Source organism: Mixta calida, from assembly GCF_002953215.1.
GTDB lineage: Bacteria > Pseudomonadota > Gammaproteobacteria > Enterobacterales > Enterobacteriaceae > Mixta > Mixta calida.
The window spans coordinates 2907809-2930353 of sequence record NZ_CP026378.1 but is presented as its reverse complement, the minus strand read 5'-3'; the positions used below and the strand labels follow the sequence as shown (position 1 = coordinate 2930353).

At 58.8% G+C, this 22545-nt stretch carries 15 protein-coding genes and 2 pseudogenes; 4 read left to right on the top strand and 13 right to left on the bottom strand.

The features are described from left to right. Positions 1-82: 82 nt before the first annotated feature. Positions 83-2116, bottom strand: coding sequence for a methionine--tRNA ligase (gene metG / locus C2E16_RS13965; RefSeq protein WP_084970585.1), 2034 nt, complete (start codon positions 2114-2116; stop codon positions 83-85). A 213-nt stretch (positions 2117-2329) separates the two neighbouring features. On the opposite strand from metG, the gene apbC reads away from it, so the two are divergent. Further along, positions 2330-3442, top strand: coding sequence for an iron-sulfur cluster carrier protein ApbC (gene apbC, locus C2E16_RS13960; RefSeq protein ID WP_084970584.1), 1113 nt, complete (start codon positions 2330-2332; stop codon positions 3440-3442). Positions 3443-3448: 6 nt separating this feature from the next. Here the strand turns inward: apbC and fucO are convergent, their stop codons facing one another. From fucO to C2E16_RS13935, 5 genes are all read right to left on the bottom strand, one after another. Further along, positions 3449-4597, bottom strand: coding sequence for a lactaldehyde reductase (fucO, locus tag C2E16_RS13955; protein WP_084970583.1), 1149 nt, complete (start codon positions 4595-4597; stop codon positions 3449-3451). A 200-nt stretch (positions 4598-4797) separates the two neighbouring features. Then, positions 4798-5253, bottom strand: a complete 456-nt coding sequence (locus C2E16_RS13950; RefSeq protein WP_084970582.1) for a GNAT family N-acetyltransferase — start codon at positions 5251-5253, stop codon at positions 4798-4800. Between the two features lie 251 nt (positions 5254-5504). Continuing rightward, complete coding sequence (torA, locus tag C2E16_RS13945) at positions 5505-7982, bottom strand: trimethylamine-N-oxide reductase TorA (protein ID WP_104951540.1); 2478 nt, start codon at positions 7980-7982, stop codon at positions 5505-5507. Beyond that, positions 7979-9118 carry a NapC/NirT family cytochrome c gene (locus C2E16_RS13940; RefSeq protein WP_244555306.1) on the bottom strand — a complete coding sequence of 380 codons (1140 nt, stop codon included), beginning with the start codon at positions 9116-9118 and terminating at the stop codon, positions 7979-7981. The genes torA and C2E16_RS13940 overlap by 4 nt, the downstream gene beginning before the upstream one ends. A gap of 413 nt (positions 9119-9531) precedes the next feature. Beyond that, positions 9532-10950: a sugar porter family MFS transporter gene (locus C2E16_RS13935; RefSeq protein ID WP_038625234.1), complete on the bottom strand. Its 1419-nt coding sequence runs from the start codon at positions 10948-10950 to the stop codon at positions 9532-9534. Positions 10951-11240: 290 nt separating this feature from the next. On the opposite strand from C2E16_RS13935, the gene eco reads away from it, so the two are divergent. From eco to mltB, 3 genes are all read left to right on the top strand, one after another. Next, positions 11241-11738: a serine protease inhibitor ecotin gene (gene eco, locus C2E16_RS13930; RefSeq protein WP_038625235.1), complete on the top strand. Its 498-nt coding sequence runs from the start codon at positions 11241-11243 to the stop codon at positions 11736-11738. Between the two features lie 59 nt (positions 11739-11797). Next, a complete protein-coding gene (locus tag C2E16_RS13925) occupies positions 11798-12043 on the top strand; it encodes a putative hemolysin (protein WP_038625236.1) in 246 nt (81 codons plus the stop codon). Positions 12044-12204: 161 nt separating this feature from the next. After that, complete coding sequence (gene mltB, locus C2E16_RS13920; protein WP_038625237.1) at positions 12205-13284, top strand: lytic murein transglycosylase B; 1080 nt, start codon at positions 12205-12207, stop codon at positions 13282-13284. A gap of 174 nt (positions 13285-13458) precedes the next feature. On the opposite strand, the gene C2E16_RS13915 is transcribed toward mltB, so the two are convergent. The 7 genes and pseudogenes from C2E16_RS13915 to C2E16_RS13880 form a co-directional block, all read right to left on the bottom strand. Continuing rightward, positions 13459-14244, bottom strand: a complete 786-nt coding sequence (locus C2E16_RS13915) for an SDR family oxidoreductase (protein ID WP_038625238.1) — start codon at positions 14242-14244, stop codon at positions 13459-13461. Between the two features lie 39 nt (positions 14245-14283). Beyond that, positions 14284-15081, bottom strand: a complete 798-nt coding sequence (locus C2E16_RS13910) for a glucose 1-dehydrogenase (protein WP_084970581.1) — start codon at positions 15079-15081, stop codon at positions 14284-14286. Between the two features lie 50 nt (positions 15082-15131). Continuing rightward, complete coding sequence (locus C2E16_RS13905) at positions 15132-16214, bottom strand: ABC transporter permease (RefSeq protein WP_084970580.1); 1083 nt, start codon at positions 16212-16214, stop codon at positions 15132-15134. 17 nt (positions 16215-16231) lie between these two features. Next, a complete protein-coding gene (locus tag C2E16_RS13900) occupies positions 16232-17776 on the bottom strand; it encodes a sugar ABC transporter ATP-binding protein (RefSeq protein WP_038625240.1) in 1545 nt (514 codons plus the stop codon). Position 17777: 1 nt separating this feature from the next. Continuing rightward, a pseudogene (locus C2E16_RS21190) lies at positions 17778-17870 on the bottom strand (DUF2291 domain-containing protein); the annotation flags it as partial. Positions 17871-17879: 9 nt separating this feature from the next. Next, a protein-coding gene (locus tag C2E16_RS13890) for an IS1-like element IS1A family transposase (RefSeq protein WP_233987823.1) occupies positions 17880-18577 on the bottom strand; the annotation gives its coding sequence in 2 pieces (ribosomal slippage) (positions 17880-18328 and positions 18328-18577; 699 coding nt in all). A 108-nt stretch (positions 18578-18685) separates the two neighbouring features. Beyond that, positions 18686-22545: pseudogene (locus C2E16_RS13880) on the bottom strand (RHS repeat-associated core domain-containing protein); the annotation flags it as partial.

Here is a 22545-nt window from a genome sequence, read left to right as displayed (position 1 = left end):
CTACCGCTCACATAATCAGGCGATGCGGCAAAAAACGCCCCTGAGCGGGGCGTTATTAACAGCAGAGCGGCGTCGGGGAGGCTTATTTCACCGGCATGCCAGGCTGGGCGCCGTTGTCCGCGCCAAGAATGAACAGATCTTTTCCGCCCGGACCCGCCGACAGCACCATGCCTTCCGACACGCCGAAACGCATCTTACGCGGCGCCAGGTTGGCGACGATAATGGTGTGGCGGCCGACCAGCACCGACGGATCGGGGTAGGCGGCGCGAATACCGGAGAAGATCTGGCGCGTTTCGCCGCCCACGTCCAGCACCAGACGCAGCAGCTTGTCGGAGCCTTCCACCAGTTCGGCGGTTTTGATCAGCGCCACGCGCATATCCACCTTCGCAAAATCGTCGATGGTGATGGTGTCGCCGATGGGATCGTCCGCCAGCGGGCCGCTTGCAGCAGGCTGCGCGGCGGCCGCGGCGTCCTCTTTCGAGGCTTCGATCAGCGCGTTGATTTTCGGCATTTCGATGCGGCTGTAGAGCGCTTTAAACGGCGCGACTTCATGGTTCAGCAGCGGGGTGTCAATGGCATCCCACAGCAGCTCCGCCTTCAGGAACGCTTCCACGCGCTCGCTTAACGAAGGCAGCACCGGCTTCAGCCAGGTCATCAGCACGCGGAACAGGTTGATGCCCATGGTGCAGATCGCCTGCAGATCGGCGTCGCGGCCTTCCTGCTTCGCCACCACCCACGGCGCCTGTTCGTCAACGTAGCGGTTGGCCATATCCGCCAGCGCCATAATTTCGCGGATGGCGCGGCCATATTCGCGGCTGGCCCAGGCATCGCCGATGCTGGCGGAGGCGTCGGTAAAGGTTTTGTAGAGCGCCGGATCTGCCAGATGATCGGCCAGCTGGCCGCCGAAACGCTTGGCGATAAAGCCGGCGTTGCGCGAAGCCAGGTTCACCACTTTGTTGACGATGTCGGCGTTAACGCGCTGCACGAAATCTTCCAGGTTCAGGTCGATATCGTCGATGCGCGAAGAGAGCTTCGCCGCGTAGTAGTAGCGCAGGCTGTCGGCGTCCAGATGCTCAAGCCAGGTGCTGGCCTTGATAAAGGTGCCGCGCGACTTGGACATCTTCGCGCCGTTGACCGTGACATAGCCGTGCACAAACAGGTTGTTCGGTTTGCGGAAGTTACTGCCTTCCAGCATCGCCGGCCAGAACAGGCTGTGGAAGTAGACGATATCCTTGCCGATAAAGTGATAGAGCTCGGTAGTGGAATCTTTTTTCCAGAACTCGTCGAAATCCAGGTCGCCGCGTTTGTCGCACAGATTCTTAAACGAACCCATATAGCCGATCGGCGCATCCAGCCAGACGTAGAAATATTTGCCCGGCGCGCCCGGAATTTCAAAACCGAAGTAGGGAGCGTCGCGGGAGATATCCCACTGCTGCAGGCCGGATTCGAACCACTCCTGCATCTTGTTCGCCACCTGCTCCTGCAGCGCGCCGGAACGGGTCCAGGTCTGCAACATTTCGCTGAATGACGGCAGATCGAAGAAGAAGTGTTCAGAATCGCGCATCACCGGCGTGGCGCCGGAGACCACCGATTTTGGATCGATCAGCTCGGTCGGACTATAGGTCGAACCGCACACTTCGCAGTTGTCGCCATACTGGTCGGCGGCTTTACATTTCGGGCAGGTGCCTTTAACGAAGCGGTCAGGCAGGAACATGCCTTTTTCCGGGTCGAACAGCTGCGAAATCGTGCGATTCTTAATGAAACCGTTCTCTTTCAAACGGTTGTAGATCAGCGCTGACAGCTCACGGTTTTCATCACTGTGCGTGGAGTGGTAGTTGTCGTAGCTGATGTTAAAGCCAGCGAAATCTTTCTGATGCGCCTGACTCATCTCAGCAATCATCTGCTCAGGGGTAATGCCCATCTGCTGCGCTTTCAGCATAATCGGCGTGCCGTGCGCGTCGTCAGCGCAAATGAACCATACCTGATTGCCGCGCATTCGCTGGTAACGGACCCAGATATCAGCCTGGATGTGCTCCAGCATATGGCCAAGATGGATGGGACCATTTGCGTACGGCAGAGCGCACGTTACCATTATTTTTTTCGCGACTTGAGTCATAGCGGGACATGTTTCTTCTGGTTAAAAAGGGCTTTAGATGTTAACCGAAAGCCCGACCCGGCGTAAACAAAGGGATTTAGCGCATCGCCAGGCAAACACGATCTGCCGGGGCTTCTGGTATGCTTAAGACGATCGCACTATGTCCGATAATCTCCCGTAATGGAGACTGGCCGCACGCCGGACATAAAACAACCTGAATCACGAGGAGAAGGGATGAGTTCACAATCCCACGGGGCGCTTTCGCCCGATACGCTGCGCGCGATGGTCGCCGGCACATTGACGACTTTTGAACATCCGACGCTAAAGCATAACCTTACTGCCCTCAAGGCGCTGCACCATGTCGCGCTGATGGACGGCAAGCTGCACGTAGAGATTAAAATGCCCTTCGCCTGGGGCAGCGGCTTCGAGGCGCTGAAAGAGCAGACCAGCGCCGATCTGCTGCGCATCACCGGGGCGCAGGCGATCGACTGGCGGCTGAGTCACGATATCGCCACCCTGAAGCGGGTGAAAAACCAGCCGGGCGTCAACGGGGTGAAAAACATTATCGCCGTCAGCTCCGGCAAGGGCGGCGTCGGTAAATCGAGCACCGCCGTCAATATGGCGCTGGCGCTGGTGGCCGAAGGGGCGCGCGTGGGCATTCTCGACGCCGACATCTACGGCCCGTCGGTGCCGACCATGCTGGGCGCCGAAGATCAGCGTCCCGCCTCGCCGGACGGCAAGCATATGGCGCCGATTATGTCGCACGGTCTCGCTACCAACTCTATCGGCTATCTGGTGACGGAAGATAACGCGATGGTGTGGCGCGGCCCGATGGCCAGCAAGGCGCTGATGCAGCTGCTGAATGAGACTCTCTGGCCGGAGCTGGATTACCTGATTCTGGATATGCCGCCGGGCACCGGCGATATTCAACTGACCCTGGCGCAAAATATTCCGGTCACCGGCGCCGTCGTCGTTACCACGCCGCAGGATATTGCGCTGATCGACGCACGCAAGGGCATCGTGATGTTTGAGAAGGTGGAAGTGCCGGTGCTGGGCGTGGTGGAAAACATGAGCATGCATATTTGCAGCAACTGCGGCCACCACGAAGCGATTTTCGGCAGCGGCGGCGCAGAGCTGCTGGCGGAGAAATACCACACCCGCCTGCTGGGCCAGCTGCCGCTGCACATTACGCTGCGTGAAGATCTGGACGCCGGCGAACCGACGGTGATCCGCCGCCCGGAGAGCAGCTTCGCCGCCCTGTATCGCGAGCTGGCGGGCGCGGTGGCCGCCCAGCTTTACTGGCAGGGCGAAATCATCCCCGGCGAAATCGCCTTTCGCGCCCTGTAATCCGGCCTACAGCGCCTGCTGATAGAGTTCCCGTACCTGCTCGCGCGTGGCGGTACGGGAATTGGCGGGCGCGCAGGGATCGGCCAGCGCCTTGTCCAGCCAGCCTTCGATATCCTTCTCTTCAATGCCTAACTGCCGGAAACCGGCGGGAATGCCCACGTCGTCAGCCAGCTGGCGCAGCGCCTGAATCGCGGCGTGGCTGGCGGCTTCGTCATCCATCTTCGTCGTATCGACGCCCAGCGCGGCGGCGATGCGGGCGAAGCGCTTAACGCTGGCGGGACGATTAAAGGCCGCCACCACCGGCAGCAGAATGGCGTTGCAGACGCCGTGCGGCAGGTTGTGCGTGGCGCCCGGCTGATGCGCCAGCGCATGCACCAGCCCCAGTCCGGCGCTGTTGAAGGCCATGCCCGCCAGATATTGCGCGCAGGCCATCATCTCGCGCGCCTCGCGATTTCCGCCATCCGCCACCGCCACAGGCAGCCAGCGATGAATCAGGGCGATCGCCTCCAGCGCGCAGGGGTCGGTCAGGACGTGCGCGCCTGTCGAGACATACGCCTCCAGCGCATGGGTCAGCGCGTCCATGCCGGTGGCGGCGGTAATGTCCCTGGGGATGCCGAGCATTACGGCAGGGTCGTCCACCGCGATATCAGGGATCAGATGCGCGTCGATAATCACCTGTTTAATCTGGCGCGCGCTGTCGGTGATCACCGCGTTGCTGGTGGCTTCGGCGGCGGTGCCGGCGGTCGTGTTGATCGCCACCAGCGGCACGCCGGGATGACGCACCTTGCCGACGCCCGCGTAATCAACCGCTCTGCCGGGGTTGGCGGTCAGAATTTTAATCGCCTTGGCGGTGTCGATCGGGCTGCCGCCGCCAAAGGCGATCAGAAAATCGCACTGCTGCTGACGAAAGGCGACCAGCCCTGCCTGTACCTGCTCTTCGGTTGGGTTCGGCGCCACGCCGGTAAACAGGGCGTAAGGAATAGTGTGCTGTTGCAAACTGTCGGTAAGGCTCTGCGTCAGTCCCAGCTCAGCGAGCTGGTCGTCGGTAACGATTAGCGCCTTGCCCCAGTTTTTCTGCGCCAGCAGCTGCGCCAAGTCGCTAATGGCGCCATAGCCGTGCAGGCTGATGCCTGGTAACGCCAGTTGAAAGCTCATGGTTCTCTCCCGTAATCAATAAAACGGCTGCCGTCTCGGCATCCTTTGGTTAGAGACAAAAGTAGCGTCGCGCGGCGCAGGAAACCTTTCCCGCACGGTCAGCCCTGCGGGAAAGGTGGCAACAGAGATAAGAATGCGGGGAGAAAGCTCACGCTTTTACAGTGTTAAGTGGATAAGTTAAATATTATCAATATGTTAACTTAAGACCCTTCCGCTTTTCTCGGCCAGGATGAGGCTTTCTTGAAGTGCATCAGCACATATTTTCCCTGCTCGCTTTCGCCGTGGGAAATGACCTGCCAGCCGTGCCGCAGATAGAAATTCTGTGCGCGGCTGTTCGCCAGCAGACACTTCAGCGCGCCGGTGGCGGTAAAGCGCTCCTGCACCGCCTTTAACAGCGCGCTGCCCGCGCCGCGCCCCTGAAACTGCGGATCGACAAACAGGCTGTGCAGAAAATTGTCATTCTCCAGAAAGGCGGCAAAGCCGAGCCGGTGTCCATCTTCCTCGGCGACCAGCACGCTTTCGCCTAACACCACCTGATCGAAATCCTCCAGCTGCCAGGCGCTGGAATCGAGCCATGTCCAGTTCGCCTTACGCGAGGCGAGGAACAGCGTCCGCAGAAAAGGGCGGTCGGCTTCAGTAAAGGGACGAATGCGCACGGGAGGTCTCCTTATGCAGCGCGCTGAAACAGCAGATGTGAATAAAACTAGCATCGTTAGCCAAAAGCGTCGGGAACGGAGCGGTCGGCTGCGCGAAAATTAATCAGCGATCGGAAGCGCGTCACTGTCTGCGCATAAGACACTGCGCCATGCTGCAACGTGTAGGAAGGCAGGTATAAAAAACATCTCGCAGAGACGGAAACGGGGAAAGTTCGAAGAGCAGGCCCGCCGGACGCGGGCCTGCAACGCCATCAGACCACGCCGGGCGGGGCGGCGTGCGCATGGTTCGGCGGCGGCTCGCCCTGATATTTTTCAATCTCCAGCTGCGCCATATGGCCGCAGTTGCCCTGCGCCAGCATCGAGGTGCCGATATCCACGGTCAGGCAGTTAACGTTGCCGTTGCGGCACAGCGCGCCGGGCTGTGCGGGATCGGCGGGATCGTACCAGGCGCCTTCGCTGATGCGCACCACGCCCGGACGAATATCGGCGGTCACCACCGCGCCGACCAGGATTTGACCGCGATCGTTAAAAGCGCGCACCAGATCGCCGCTCTGGATGCCGCGCCGGGCGGCGTCCCGCTCGTTAATCAGGATCTCCTCGCGGTTAGCGACGGCATGCTTCTCGCGCAGCGGCGTGTTATCAAGCTGGGAATGCAGCCGCAGGGCAGGATGGGCGGTATTCAGCGACAGCGGCCAGCGTTTGGCCGCTTCGCCGCCATGCCACTCCAGCGGCGGCAGCCAGCCGGGCAGACCGGGGCAGTCGGGATAGTTCATGCCCGCGATGCGCTGCGAGAAGATTTCAATTTTGCCCGACGGCGTGCCGAGCGGATTGAGCAGCGGAGCGGCGCGAAAATCGGCGAAGCGCACCCACTGTTTATTCGCTTCCGGGATCGGGAAACGGATATAGCTGTTTGACTGCCAGAACATATCGAACGGCGGCAGCGCGCTGCCTGCGCCGCGTGCCTGGCTTTTCATATTGTCGTACATCGACTTCAGCCACAGCATCTCATCTTTGCCTTCGGTAAAGGCCTGTTCAACGCCGAGACGCGCCGCCAGCGCGCGGAAAATATCAAAATCGTTGCGCGCCTGATGCTGCGGCGCGACGCACTGATGCATCGGGAAAACGTAGAGCTGCGAATAGTCGCCGCCCATCTCCAGATCGTTGCGCTCATAGCTGGTGGTGCAGGGCAGCACGATATCGGCGTGTTTGGCGGTCGCCGTCCAGTAAGGCTCCTGCACCACAATGGTGTCCGGCCGCCGCCACGCCTGCAGCAGATTGTTGGTGTCCTGATGATGGTGGAAAGGGTTGCCGCCCGCCACGTAGACCATTTTCACATCGGGATAAGTCACCTGGCGACCGTTGAAGTTAATGGTTTTACCAGGGTTGGCCAGACAATCGGCGATGCGCGCCACCGGAATCGGCGCGGGCGCGTTGGCTGGCGCGCTGCCGGCGCTGATGCCGGAGATAATGCCGCCGCGCGCCGTCGGGCTGCCGCCGGAGGAGTAGTGATAGCTGAAGCCGAAGCCGCCGCCCGGCAGACCAATCTGACCCAGCATCGCCGCCAGCGTCACCAGCAGCCAGTGCGGCTGCTCGCCATGATGCTGACGCTGAATGCCCCAGCCCGCCATAATCATGGTGCGCTTGCGTGCCATCTCGCGCGCCAGTTGACGAATCACCTCTGCTTCCACGCCGCAGACGGCGCTGGCCCAGTCGGCGCTTTTCACCACGCCGTCGCTTTCGCCCAGCAGGCTGGCGCGGAAACGGTCGAACCCGACGGTATAGCGTTGCAAAAACGCTTCGTCGTGCAGGTTTTCACTCAGCAGCGTATGGGCGATGCCCAGAATGAGAGCGGAATCGGTATAGGCGTGCGGCGCGATCCACTGCGCGCTGAGCTCTTTCGCGCCCGGCTGATAAACCGGATCGATGCTGATCACGCGCGTGCCCTTGTTCGCCAGCTGCGCGAAACCGTCGAGGCCGACATGATCCGGCACGTTCCAGCTGTTTTTCAACGTGGTGTGCGGGTTGCAGCCCCAAAGGATCACCAGCTCGCTGTGCTCAATCACGTTGGGCCAGCTGGTCTGCTGTTCATAAACCTCCATCGAGCCGACGACGTGCGACATGATCACCTGCGCCGCGCCGGTAGAGTAGTCGCCGCTGTAGCTGAGGAAGCCGCCTGCCAAATTCATCAGGCGATGTAACAAGGCGCGGCAGTTGTGCAGCATGCCGGTGCTTTTCCAGCCGTAGGAGCCGGCGTAAATGGAAGAAGGGCCGTATGTCTGTTGCAGGCGGCGGATCTCATCGCTGACCAAATCAATCGCCTTATCCCAGCTGACCGGCACCCAGGCGTCGCGTCCGCGCAGCTCGGTATGGCTGCCGGGGCCGTTTTCCAGCCAGCTTTTACGCACCATCGGCGTTTTAATGCGGTTCGGCGCGTAGACCTGCCAGGGCGCCATCTCAATCAGCGCGTTGGGCGCCGGGTCATCTTTTACCGGCTGAACGCCGACCATGCGGCCCTGTTCGATAATGGCTTCAAACGCGCCCCAGTAGGCGGCGGTCAGCACCCCTTTTTGCGCCGGGCGCAGCGCGGTAAACTGCGGCAGCGCCTTGCCGATCGCCTGCGCCAGCGCGGATTTGCTGTAGCCGAAGTGCAGCGCGCTGGCCGCCATCAGCCCGCCGCCAGCCTGTAAAAAACGTCGCCGGGACCAGGCGGAAAGAAGATCTTTTTTCATTGTTCGCTTCCCTGTGGGTTAATGCTGTCGCTGGCGTGCTTTTGCGCATACTGCGTCAGCAGGCGCAGCTGTTCTTCATTCAGCGAGGTGCGCGGCGCCATGCCTTTCATTACGCCGATCCACTGATTGGCGGTGAAGTGATCCAGCGCGGTCAGGCCGTGACAGCCGGTACAGTTGGCCGACATCAGTCCGGCGGCGTACTGCCAGATTTTCTGTTGATCGTCGATCAGGATTTTTGTCGGCAGCCAGAGCGTCAGCGACACCCGATCCCAGCGTTGCCCGGTTTCGCCGTCGGTTTTCCCGCCGTTCACCTCAACCTGTTTTGCCGCCGCGTCGTCCAGCACGGCGCTCATGATGCGTTTGCCCGGCGCGGCGTAGATCGCGCCCGGCACATCCTGCTGTCGCCAGCCGTCCAGCCGCGCCTGCAATTGATCGCCGTCGCGTTGCAGAATGGTGACTTTGGTCGAAGGGAACAGCGTGCCGTCGGATTCCGTGCCGTTCTGCGCCAGTCTAAAGGGCTGCGTGGCGACGGCGTAGAGCGTGCTCGCCTTGTCCGATGCATGGGCGGCGGCGGCCAGCAGCTGCGCCGCGCCGCTGGCGTTACTGTCGCTCATGTCGGGCAGGATATGCGCCACGCCGCGATGACAGTCGATACAGGTTTGCCCTTCGCGCATCGCCGTTGGATGCGCTTTGCGCGCTTCGGGACGCTGCGCCAGCGTATCCATCGCCTCGAAGCTGTGGCAGCTACGGCAGGTGGCGGAGTCATTGGCCTTCATGGTTTTCCACACCGATTCCGCCATCTCCAGCTTATGGGCGTTATATTTCTCTTCGCTGTTGATTTTACCGCTGATTTCGCCGACCACATCTTTCAGCGCGCCCGCCTTGGTCAACAGATAGTCTACCGGCTGCGGCGGTACGTGGCAGTCGGCGCACTCTGCGCGGATGCCCTTCGAATTCTGAAAGTGGATGCTGCCCTGATATTCCGCCAGCGGGCGCTGCATGCTGTGGCATGAAACACAAAATTCGCTGTCGCTGGTTTTATGCATCAGCGTGACGCCGCCGGCAAACAGCGCCACGCCCGCTATCGCCCCCAGTAACATCACCCCCAGCACCGGCCAGCCTTTCAGCCACGACATGCTCAAAAGGCGCCTTTTCCTCGCCATGTAACCTCCTGGTTATCGTTATTATCGCAACGGCTCATCGGACCCGTTCAAAAAAGCAGTTCTGTATACCTCTAAATGGGTAACTCAGGATTGTGCGGTATCAAAAAAGAAGGGGTTTAGGACCGATGAAAAGCATAAGCGTGACGCTGACGGGGTTATGCAACGGTGTGGCACAGGGGCGCGGTGAGGCATGGATATAACAGAGATACGCGGCGCAGGCGGTAAGAGGGCGCGGGTAGCCATCGCTGCGGACAGCGACATAAGTAGTTACAACATACTAAAGGATGCTACAGCGATAAGGGAAACCACGGCAACCCCTGAGAGGGCGCCGCCTGGCAGGAGGGAAAGGCGCACTTCCTTATCATCCTTTAAGGAAGCGCACGGGATTATTGCCCCAGGTCGCGCAGCTTCTTGCCCGACATCAGGTTCTTCTCGATATGCTCCAGCGTCACGTTTTTAGTTTCCGGGATAAGCCAGAAGGTAATGACCACAAACGCCAAATTAAAGCCGGTATAGAGCCAGAAAGTGCCCGCCGCGCCGATGGTGTCCAGCAGCGTCAGGAAGGTCGCGCCGATAATCATATTGGCGATCCAGTTGGTGGTGGTCGAGCAGGTGATGCCGAAATCGCGGCATTTCAGCGGCTGAATTTCCGAACAGAGGATCCAGACCACCGGCGCAGCGCTCATGGCGTAACCGGCGATGCACATCATCGTCATGCCGACCGAAAGCCAGGAAAGGCCAGTAGTGATCTCGCCCCGGCCCGCCTGCATCAGGCAGTAGCCGAGCACCAGCGTGGCGAACGCCATCACAGTAAAGCCGATTTTCAGCACCGGCTTGCGGCCTGCTTTATCAACGGTAAATACCGCAATCAGCGTCGCCAGCATAAAGGTCAGGCCGACCACCACTGTCGCCATCATCTGCTGCTGGGTATTGCTGAAGCCCGCCATTTTAAAGATCTGCGGCGCGTAGTACATAATGATGTTCATGCCGGTAAATTGCTGCATCGCCTGCAACAGCATGCCGAGGAACACCGCGCGTCGCACGTTGCCGTTGCGGCGGAACAGCGTCCAGCCGCCCTGTTTCATTTGCAGGCTCTGACGAATCTCATTCAGCTCCTCGCGCGCTTTATCCGACGTATCGCGCAGCATGCGCAACACCTCTTCCGCTTCGATATGCAGTCCCTTTGCCGCCAGCCAGCGCGGGCTGTTGGGCAGGAAGATCACCATGGCGAACAGTACCACAGCCGGCAGCGCCAGCACGCCGAGCATGGCGCGCCAGTTGCCGCTATAGCTCAGCGCGGTGTCAGAGAGAAAGGCCAGCAGGATGCCGAAAGTGATCATTAGCTGGTACATGCTGATCATTCTGCCGCGAATATTTTCGCTCGCCATTTCAGAAAGGTAGAGCGGGGCGGTATAGGAGGCGATACCGACCGCGACGCCCAGTACCACGCGCGCCGCCAGCAGCACCTCCAGGCTATTGGCGAACGCCGAACCGAGCGAGCCGAGAATAAACAGGATCGCGCCCGCCATCAGGCTGTATTTGCGGCCCAGGCGCGAGGAGACCCAGCCGTTGCAGAGCGCGCCCAGCGCCGCGCCGAGCATCATGCTGCTCACTACCCACTCCTGCTGATGGCTGGTAAGGGAAAAATGGTGGGTAATAAAGGGCAGCGCGCCTGAAATCACGCCGATATCCAGCCCGAACAGCAGGCCAGCCAGCGCGGCGGAAAAAGAGATAAACAGATTCATACGACGCACCTTGCGTCTGTGCGTATCGGCAATATCTAAGCTGTTGTTAACATAAGACATTTTACGGCTCCAGGATGAGAATGCTGCATCATACGGCAACATACAGAATTCTCTGGGGCGGGCGTGATGTTAAATGGTCCATAGAGATGGATATTCCTGCTGCTGCCTGAGGTTTTGTGATGCAGATCGCGCTTTATCTGGGATGTAACGGTCTCAGGCGTGATCCAGCCAGAAAATCGGTAACGTCAGAGGGAGGCTTTTTTATCCGATTTTACTGTTTATTTTGAGCATAAAATAAAGTTATCCTGTTGTGGATTGGACGATTAGTTTAAAAACACTCGGGAACAGAGATGAAAAATATTGCTATTGCGCTTAGCGCGTTATTTATCGCCTCTTCGGCATGGGCCGGAGCTAAATCCGATGCGGGACCGCATGCGAAACTGGAAAGCGTGGCGCCTTATCCGGCTGCGGAGAAAGGACAGATCAGGCAGGTGATTTATCTGCCGCCCCAGCAGAATGAAGAGCGCTATAAAGTGGAGCTGCTGATAGGCAAAACGCTGGAGCGAGACTGCAACCGGGTAATGCTGGGCGCGGAAACCGAGCAGCGCACGCTGGAAGGCTGGGGATATGACTATCTGGTGGTTAAGCGTCTCACGCCGCCTGCATCAACGCAGATGATGTGCGCGGATAAGCGCAAACATCGTGAATTTATCGCTGCTAATCTTCAGCAAGGTCTGCTGCGTTATAACAGCAAGCTGCCGATCGTGGTGTATACGCCTGCTGACGTTGAGGTGAAATACCGTCTCTGGCAGGCCGATCCCGCCATCGCCGACGCTGTGAAACAGTAACAGGTTCGCCGCGTCGTCCATTGGTCGGCGGCGCGGCATGGATATAACGAGGAGAGAAGATGAAAAAGAGCCTGATGTCTTTAGCGGTAATGCTGCTTGCCGGCTGCGGCGGTCATGCTTCGCGCCCGGCCGCCCCGCAAAAAATCGGCACGCCTAACCCGGCTTCCGTTTACTGCGTGCAGCAGGGCGGAAAAGTGGAAATGGAAAAGAGTCCCGAGGGTGTAATCGGTTACTGTCATTTGCCTGACGGCACACGGGTTGAAGAGTGGACGCTTTTTCGGCAAAACAACGCCAAAAAGCCCTAAAGCGCCAGCACGACAGTAAAATGCGTGCTGTTATCCGGCGGCGCTTCGGCGCCGCTTCAACCAGTGGAAAAATATTTTTCGGAAACCAGGAATTTTCTTTTACCTGACGCAGATCCCTGCTTACCATTATTCTTTTTCATCGCTGATTATATGGACTTTCAATGCGTCATCCTGGCATCCTCTTACCGCTGATTGTATTACTGGCTGCCTGTAGCAGCAAACCTTCCTCCCCACCGCCAACGCAGACCGGCAACCCGTTTCTGGGCGACGGCGGCTTTTTACTCAAGCCCAGCCATGAGATCCAGCCGCTGAGCGGCGACTTCTCCGGTAATCCGGCGGCGGAGCGCTTTATCGATAAAATGGTGCAGGAGCATGGCTTCAACCGTCAGCAGCTGCACAGCGTGCTGGCGCAAACCAAACGTCTCGACTGGGTGCTGCGCCTGATGGATCGCCAGGCGCCGACCCCCAGCTATCAGGGACCAACGGGGCCTAACGGCGCCTGGATTCGCTATCGCAATAAGTTCATTACGCCGGACAACGTGCAAAAAGGCGTGGCGTTCTGGAACCAGTATCAGGATGCGCTCCAGCGCGCGCAGCGCGAATATGGCGTGCCGCCCGAAATCATTGTCGGCATTATCGGCGTGGAAACCCGCTGGGGCCGCGTAATGGGCAAAACCCGTATTATCGACGCGCTGGCGACGCTCTCTTTCGCCTATCCACGTCGCGCGGAATATTTCACCAGCGAGCTGGAAACCTTTCTATTGATGGCGCGTAAAGAGGGCGACGATCCGCTGGATTTACGCGGCTCCTACGCGGGCGCGATGGGTTACGGCCAGTTTATGCCCTCATCGGAAAAGCTCTACGCGGTGGATTTCAACGGCGACGGCCACACTAACCTTTGGGACCCGGTCGACGCCATCGGCAGCGTGGCGAACTATTTCAAACAGCACGGCTGGCAGGCGGGCGAAACGGTCGCCATACCGGCCAGCGGACAGGCGCCTGGCCTGGAAACCGGCTTTAAAACCCGTTACAGCCTCGCAAATCTGGCCGCGGCGGGATTGCGTCCTCAGGCGCCGATCAACGGCAATCCGCAGGTCAGCCTGCTGCGCTTCGATATGGGCAAGTCTTATCAGTACTGGTACGGGCTGCCTAACTTCTACGTGATCACCCGCTATAACCACAGTAACCACTATGCGATGGCGGTCTGGCAGCTGGGCGAAGCGGTAGGGCTGGCGCGATAACAGAGGTTAAGAAGACGCTGCGCAGGGCCGTTTACAGCTGGCCTGATTTACCCACGAAAACGGCTCCGCGAGCCATAAACCTGGCGTCTTTCTCAGCGTTTCATTATGGCCGCAGCCTGTTCCGCTGCGGCCTTTTTCATGGGTATGCGCTCGCGTTGAGCGCTTTCCGCGCTGTTACCAGCAGACGAAGCCGCCGTCGACCAGCAGATCCACGCCGGTGCAAAATGAGGCCGCGTCGCTGGCGAGAAACAGCGCGGGACCTGCCATCTCGTCCACGCGCGCCATGCGTTGCATCGGCGTCTGGCTTTCAAAGGCCTGCGTCTGATGCACCATTTCAGGACGCGTATTCATCGGCGTCGCCGTATAGCCTGGGCTGATGCTGTTAACGCGAATGTTTTTATCTACCCACTCCATCGCCAGGCTTTTTGATAAATGGATCACGCCCGCTTTGGAGCAATTGTAGTGCGCCTGTTCCAGCCCGCGATTGACGATAACGCCAGACATGGAGGCGATATTGATAATCGAGCCGCCGCCCGACTGCGTCATCAGTTCCGCCTCCGCTTTACAGGCGTTCCAGACGCCGGTCAGGTTAATATCGATCACCTGCTGCCACTGTTCGCTTTCCATTTCCAGCGCTGGATTGGCGTTAGCGATGCCGGCAGCATTGACCGCCACGTCGAGACATCCATAGCGTTCTTTTACCGTGGCGATGGCGTCACGCAAGTCGGACAGCTGGCGTACATCGCCGGTAAAGGCGCAGGCGTCGCCCTCTATCTCTTCAATACGCTTCACGGTTTCAGCCAGCCCGCCATCCTGACGTAAATCGAAGCAGGCCACTTTCGCGCCCGCGCTGGCCAGGGCGATAGCGATAGTTTGTCCGATGCCGCTTCCGGCGCCGGTAACAAAAGCAACGCGTCCGGTCAGGCTGAACAGCTGCTGCGCAAAATCTTTCTTTATCATGGTCGATCTCTCGCTCAAGAGGTTATCAGCCGTCATGCGTCATGACATGATCAGGCCGCCGTCAACGTTAATGGTTTGTCCGGTGATATAGCGCGCATCGTCCGACGCCAGAAAAGCGACCAGACCGGCGACGTCTTCAGGTTTACCCGCGCGTTTCAGCGGGATGCCCTCAACCCATTCCGCCATCAGCTCGCCTTTACCGTAGCGCTTCTGTTCAGAGCTAAGAATCTCGCCCCAGACGCGATCGTTGTAGTCCCACATTTCGCTTTCAATAATGCCGGGGCAGAAGGCGTTGACGGTGATATTCCACGGCGCGAGTTCGTGCGCCAGGCTCTGCGTAATGCCGATCACGCCCATTTTGCTGGCGGCGTAATGCGGAGTGTAAATAAAGCCCTGACGCCCCTGACCGGAAGAGGTGTTAAGCAGGCAACCCTGATTCTGTTTAACCATATACTTTGCGGCTTCACGGCAGCAGAGCCAGACGCCGGTAGTGTTGACCGCCAGCACTTTTTCGAAATCCGCTTTCGGCATACGGTCAAAGTAATCAATGGTAATCACGCCTGCGTTCTGAATTGACACGTCAATCGTGCCGAAGCGTGCGGCCGCCTGCTCATAGAGCGCGCGAACCTGTTCTTCATCGGTGACATCCGCCTGTAAAGCGAGGATATCCGCCTGATAGCGCTGACGCAGCTGCGCCGCCGTCTCCTCTACGCGTTCTGAGTTCGACACCATCACCAGCCTGGCGCCGTCGCGCGCGAAGCGCTCTGCGATGCCGGCGCCGATGCCGCGGCACGCGCCGGTGATGACGACGGTCCTGTTATGGAAATCTCTTTGCATCTGTTCTCTCCTTATAGACGCCCGGCGGGAGAGCCCGGGCGGATGAATCGCTAGCCCGAAACGGTTGATTTGGCGGTCGTATTCATTTGCTCTTTGGACGCCTGGCGAACCTCATGGCGGCGCAATAAGATCACTTTGTTTTGCAGACGCTGCTGGAACTGATCGACCACGACGGCGGTGACGATGACGACGCCCTTAATCACCATCTGCCAGAAATCGCTGACGCCCATCATCACCATGCCGTCGGCCAGGAAAACAATCACGAAGGCGCCGATGATTGAACCCGACACGCGCCCGCGTCCTCCGGCCAGCGCGGTGCCGCCCAGTACGGTGGCGCCAATGGCGTCCATCTCAAACATATTGCCGGTCATGGGGTGCGCGGTTTGCAGCTGAGAAGCGACGATCAGCCCCACCAGCGCGGCGCAAAGTCCCGAAAAGGCGTAAACGAAAACTTTCACCTTAACGATCGGCACGCCAGCAAGACGCGCGGCGGATTCATTGCCGCCGATGGCGTAGATATAGCGGCCAAGCGGTGTTTTGGTGGTGAGCCAGAAGCCCAGCAGCAGGAAGGCGAGCATCAGCCAGATGGGAAAATAGATGCCGAGCAGAGTGCCGGAACCGAGCGTGGCGAAACCGGTGTTGCCCAGCGCATCGATGCCGTTGAGATTGGCGTAAGTGCCGCCGTTGTTGAACAGCAGCGCGGCGCCTCTGGCGACGTACATCATGCCGAGCGTGCAGATAAAAGGCGCCACGCCGAAGCGGGTGATGACCGCGCCGTTAATCAGCCCGACCGCCACGCCGAACAGCGTGGTCCACAGGATCACTTCCGGCACGTTGAAAAAGATAATCTGTCCGTTCCAGAGCGGCAGGCCGTTGGTCAACAGCGCGCCCGCCACCATGCCGCAGATGCCGGCGACCGCGCCGACCGACAGATCGATGCCGCCCGTCAGGATCACTAACGTCATGCCGATAGCCAGCAGCGCGGTGATCGCCACATGCTGCGTCATAATCAGCAGATTAGAGAGCGTCAGAAAATTCGGCACCATCACGCTGAAGAAGGCGATAACCAGCAGCAGCGCAATAAAGGTTCTGGCCTTCAGCAGATACATATAAATCATATATTTCTGGTTCATAGGGAATTTCCGCCTGATTAATCTTGAGGAGTCGCCGCCGCGATCAGTTTTTCGCGGGTCGCCGCATGGCGCGGCAGATCGGCGGTAATACGGCCGTCGGCCATCACCAGAATGCGATCCGCAAGCGCCATCACTTCATCCAGCTCCGATGAGGAGAACATAACGGCAAGCCCCTCCTGCGCCATGTTGCCGATAAGGTGGTAAACGTCGGTTTTAGCGCCGACATCGATGCCGCGCGTAGGCTCATCCAGCAGCACGACCTGCGGTTGGGTCATCAGCGCCTTACCCAGCACCACCTTTTGCTGATTGCCGCCGCTCAGCGAGGTGATGGGCAGTTCAGGATCGCTGACCTTGATCGCCAGCTGGCGGATCATCTTGTTGACGCTGGCGCTTTCCTGCTGCGGATTCAACCATTTCCAGGCGCGGCGAAAGCCTTGCAGGCTGAAATCGGAAAGGGTCATATTGGACTGGATCGACATCATCTGAATCATGCCTTCGCCCTGACGATCTTCCGGCACCAGCGCCAGCCCTTTCTTTAAACGCGCCTGGAAGCGCGCCTTTTCCAGGCGCTGTCCGTTCAGCGCAATGCTGCCGCTCTGACAGGGCATCAGGCCGACCAGCCCTTTAAACAGCTCGGTGCGCCCTGCGCCGAGCAGGCCGTAGATGCCGATAACTTCGCCTTTACGCAGGCTAAAACTCACGTCGTTAAGCCTGTAGCCGCCGTTCTGATGCAGGGCGGTCAACCCGTTGACCTCCAGTACGGCGTCGCCCTGCGGCGCGGGTTGATAGTCGAAGTGTTTTTTCTTATCGCCGACCATCTGCTCAATAATCCACGGGATGGTGGCGTCGCTGACCTTGCGTTCGTCGATAAAGCGCCCGTCGCGGAAAATGGTAATGTGATCGCCGATCTCCATCAGCTCTTCCAGACGGTGCGAAATATAAATAATGGTGACGCCGCGGCGCTTCAGCTGTTCGATAATGCTGAACAGCACTTTCACCTCGGACTGGCTGAGGGCCGAGGTGGGCTCGTCCATAATTAATACCCGTGTATCTTTCGACAGCGCGCGGGCGATTTCGACCAGCTGCTGATGGCCAATGCCCAACTCATCCAGCGCGGTATAAGGATCGACATCAAGCTCCAGCCTTTCAAGCAGCGTTTTAGCTAACTGATACTGATATTTTTCGTTTATTTTCCCTTTCTGAAAAAACTCATTGGCAATAAAAATGTTGTCCATCACATTCATATTGGGAAACAGGTTCAGCTCCTGAAAAATAATGCTGATGCCATGTTTTTCCGCCTGGTGCGTTGAATTAAGCGTGATGGGCTGGCCATTAAGCAATATTTGCCCGGAAGAAGGGGTTTCCACGCCCGCCAGCATTTTCATCATGGTTGATTTACCGGCGCCGTTTTCGCCTATCAGGACGTTAACTTTATTACGCCAGACGCGGTAGTTGACATTATCCAGCGCCACGACGCCCGGATAAATACGCGACAGATCGCGGGTTTCGATAATAATTTCCGGCTCCGCTGCGGGCGCGGCGGCCAATTCAGGCTGCGACATTTTACTCTCCTGCTGAACGGGCGATTTTTGCTGGCGTAATGTCCGGGAGGGTTTCTGGCGTATCCCAGGCGGAGAAGACGCCGTAAACGGTAATGACTCCAACTTATTGATAGTGTTTTATGTTCAGATAATGCCCGATGACTTTGTCATGCAGCTCCACCGATTTTGAGAACGACAGCGACTTCCGTCCCAGCCGTGCCAGGTGCTGCCTCAGATTCAGGTTATGCCGCTCAATTCGCTGCGTATATCGCTTGCTGATTACGTGCAGCTTTCCCTTCAGGCGGGATTCATACAGCGGCCAGCCATCCGTCATCCATATCACCACGTCAAAGGGTGACAGCAGGCTCATAAGACGACCCAGCGTCGCCATAGTGCGTTCACCGAATACGTGCGCAACAACCGTCTTCCGGAGCCTGTCATACGCGTAAAACAGCCAGCGCTGGCGCGATTTAGCCCCGACATAGCCCCACTGTTCGTCCATTTCCGCGCAGACGATGACGTCACTGCCCGGCTGTATGCGCGAGGTTACCGACTGCGGCCTGAGTTTTTTAAGTGACGTAAAATCGTGTTGAGGCCAACGCCCATAATGCGGGCGGTTGCCCGGCATCCAACGCCATTCATGGCCATATCAATGATTTTCTGGTGCGTACCGGGTTGAGAAGCGGTGTAAGTGAACTGCAGTTGCCATGTTTTACGGCAGTGAGAGCAGAGATAGCGCTGATGTCCGGCAGTGCTTTTGCCGTTACGCACCACCCCGTCAGTAGCTGAACAGGAGGGACAGGTGATAGAAACAGAAGCCACTGGAGCACCTCAAAAACACCATCATACACTAAATCAGTAAGTTGGCAGCATCACCCGAGCAGCGCGAGAAGAATCAAATGGATTGTTCTCACTGCCTATCGGTTCTCCACTTAAACCCAGCGGATCGATCCATGACAGCGGATTCGGCGCATAACTGTAGAGGTTTATCCCCCCGCCAGTCCAATCGGATCCTGTACCGTAAAACGTCCAGTCTGCGGGTCGTAATACCTGAAAAGATTATAGTGCAGCCCCGTCTCGCTGTCAGCGTACTGCCCGGCGTAACGCAGCGGCTGGTGATGCAGGGCGGTTTGTCGCGCCAGGCGGCAGAAGCCTTCCGTCTGCCGGGTAACCTCGCCAAAACTCCTGTAGCGTCCGCTCCAGCACAGTTCGCCGTATCCGTCCGTGACCTCCAGCGGCGCGCCGTTCAGGTCGGTGCTGAACCAGAGCATGTCTCCCCGCTTATCGTCAGCCAGATGGTCAACACGCGCCAGCGGGCTGTATGCCTCGTCCGGGTCGTAAATATACGTCTGACACTGACCGTTATGCTGCTGTTCCTGCAACAGTCTGTAGCCCTGCCACAGGAAACGGGCCTCTGTGGTGCCGCGCTGCGTGGTGACGTTTTTACGAATGCGACGTCCGAGGCCATCATAATGGTAGTGCGCCGTGAAACGGCCTTCCGGGCCATTGCCCTCTGCTTTTATCAGCCGGTTTTCCGCGTCATATTCATAATGCTGTTCATACAGGCCGCTGCGGCGACTGACCAGGTTGCCCCACCCGTCGTATTTCATAAACAGGTTCTGCCAGTGCATGAGGCGGTTATCCGTCAGTGGACGGGCAGGCAGGCCATCGTCCGGCAGCAGGTTGTCGGCTGCGTCGTAGCGGAACGTCCTGGTGTTGTGGTCCGGGCGGGCTTCGTAGTGCCTGAGAAGACGACCTTCTTCATCATAACCATAAATCGTGTTGCCACGCAGTGTGTCACTGACGTCAGACAGTTCTCCCCGCCCGGTGTAGCGGAAGGCGCGTTCGAAGATGGCCTGTTCCGGCAGGCCGGACGCTGAGTCGCGTATACTGCGTTGCAGGGTACGCCTGCCAAGACTGTCATACTGGCGGGTCTGTTCACGGGTTCCCTGAGTGCGTGAAACCTCCCGGTGCAGGCGGTCGCGGGTAAATTCAGATATGATTTGCTGATTAAAGCGGATGGCACTGACGTGACCGGAGCCGTAGTGCAGCCAGCTTATCTGCTGCCCGCCGGGCAGGGTCAGCGCGGTAAGATTACCCGGAACGTCATACGCATAATGCAGCTCACCGTTCACACCCTGTTCAGCGAGCAGGCTTCCTGCTGCGTCAAAGGTAAACTGAATTTTGTCCTCTTCAATACCCAGCGCCATGCCCGCTGCGGTCGGCGTGCGCTCCAGGACGATAAGCTGCCCGCTGTTGTCACGCCGGTAATGGTACTGAGCATCGCGGGTTGTTCGGGTGGTCAGCAGGCCGCTGCTGTCATAGCTGAACTGCTGAGCGCGTCGGGGGATGCCGCCATTGTCGTCTGGTCTGCCGCTTTCCATGAGAGTGGTGAGCAGTCCACGTTCGTTCCATGCCATCTGCCGGGATGTGCCGTCCGGGCGGACTTCGCTCAACGGGTGGCCTGTCGGGTCATACGTAAACCGGTACTCACCGCCGTTGCCGTTTTCCAGACGCAGCAAATTGCCTCTCGGGTCATAGTGCCAGCGGCGGGTTCGTCCCGTGCGGTCGGTAACGCTTTCTGGCATTCCCAGCGCGGAATACTGCCAGCGTACCTCACTTTCCAGTGGGTCGCGCCAGGCCTCAAGTTGTCCATGTCCGTTCCACCGCAGCGTTTCCCTGCTACCGTCGGCGCGGATAAGCGCGGTGAGCTGTCCGGCTTTGTTCCATTCCCTGTGGGTGACGTTACCTTCCGCGTCCTCGCTGCTGACAAGCTGACCAAAGCGGTCATATCTGAAACGGGTTACGCTGCCGGAGCAGTCGGTACGCTGCGTCAGGAGTCCCTGACGGTTCCATTCCAGTATCACGTCACCGCCGCCGGCATCGGTGATGCGTTCCGGCAGCGTTTCTTCTTCATCAGGATAGTAATAAACGGTGGTCTGGTTGAGCGCGTCGGTTTCCGACAGCAGGCGACCTTTCAGGTCGTAAGTGGCCCGCGTCGCTGCTCCGTCCGGGTAAAGGGTCTGTGCAATACGGTCTGTGCTGCGGAACCAGTGGTAGCGGGTGGTGCGGCCCGCCGGGTCGGTTTCGGTTATCAGACGACCATAACGGTCCCACTGGCTGCGTCGTATGGCTCCGTCAGGCAGGATAACATCGCATAACTCGCCATCACGATAGACGAAACCGGTCTGGCGACCGTCATAATCTGTGAAACGTGCAACATTGTCATCGTCGTCAACCAGCCAGTGTGCTTGTGCGCCATCGTCGCGGGTGGCGCGGCGGGTACCGTTTACAAAATCGTATTCAAAATCAAGCTGCTCACCTGCGCTGTTGCGGTATGCCACCACGCGCGGCAGACCATCAATGCTCCGCCAAAGATATTCATTCAGAAGCCCGTTGCTGTCCTCATGGCTGCGCAGTAAATCCGTTCCGTCCCCGTCGTCGTACCAGCTGAAACGGCGGCGAATTTGCTCACCGCGCCCGGTTACGGTGAGCAGCCGGGCCTTATCATCGTAGTTGTAGCGGACCAGGCAGACTTCATCATCCAGCCAGGCTTCGGTCAGGCGAACCTGTCCGCTGACAGTTGTGTAGCGGCAAACCACGCGTTGTCCTGCGCTGTCGGTGAGTGAATGCAGCGTGTTGTTATCGTTCCACCCGAACAGAATATCGTTACCACAGGGTTCAGTCAGGCGCAGCGGCAGGGCAGGGGAACCGTCCCGCAGAGATGAGTAATGCCAGCGCTCGCCGCTGATGTCATACACTGACCAGCTGTCGTCCTGATGGTGTTCCAGCCAGCGCTTCTCCGGTTCACAGAAGGTTCGCTGACCTTTCGGCACCGGCGGGAAGGAGACGTAATCTCCCGATGGCGCACGCCATACCAGCCCGTCCTGATATTTTTCAAGTCGGGTTTCCCAGAAAAGTGACCAACCCCGGCCCAGCACGCTGTCGCCGGGATGGCCGCTGCGCCAGTAACGCTGCCAGACAACCGGCAGACGGGAAGGTAATATGAAGTCCAGCTCGTCATCACCGGAGAGAAACTTCTGGCCGCTGACAATATCGACCGGGCGGGCGATAATCCCCACGGCAGCCGCACCCGTCATCATCACGCCAGCGCGGCAGGCGACGCGGGCCAGTTTGTTGATGCCCGGAATTTTACTGAACAGCCTGCCCAGCGCACCGACTTTGCCTGCGGCGCCTCCCGCTCCGCCGAGCAGTCCGGCAAACAGCAGCGTCAGGTCAGACGCTTTGTACAGCCATTCCGGGACTTCAGACTGTATCGGCAGCGTCTGTTCTGGTTCACCGCCGATAACCACGTCTCCGGAACCGGTCATGACTTTGCCGCCACAGGTGGTCTGGTCACCGGTACGAACGGCAGGCAGACCGTTGATATAAACACGTGAGGAGCCTTCGGCCATCTGTTGTGAGCCACCGTCCCTGGCGCACTCCGCCATGCTGTCGGTGGCAATGGCGGCAGGTCTGCCATTAATGAACACGTTATGAGAGCCGGTGGCAATAACGCCTTCTTTTTCCATGCTGGCGGCCCCGGCGTCTGCGATACTGTCCCGCGCAGCCGTCGCCAGTTCGCCTGTCAGATACCCCACCGCCAGGCTGGCCCCGACCAGAAGCACGCCAATACCCAGACAGGACGCACCGATACCGGCCACCATAAGCGCTCCGGCGGCAATGCCACCCGCCGCTGCAATCAGTCCCCCGACAAGAGTCCCGGCAATCATCCCTGCCAGACCATGGGAGTGGCCGATGTCGTCTCCGACACGCGCCGCCTCAAACAT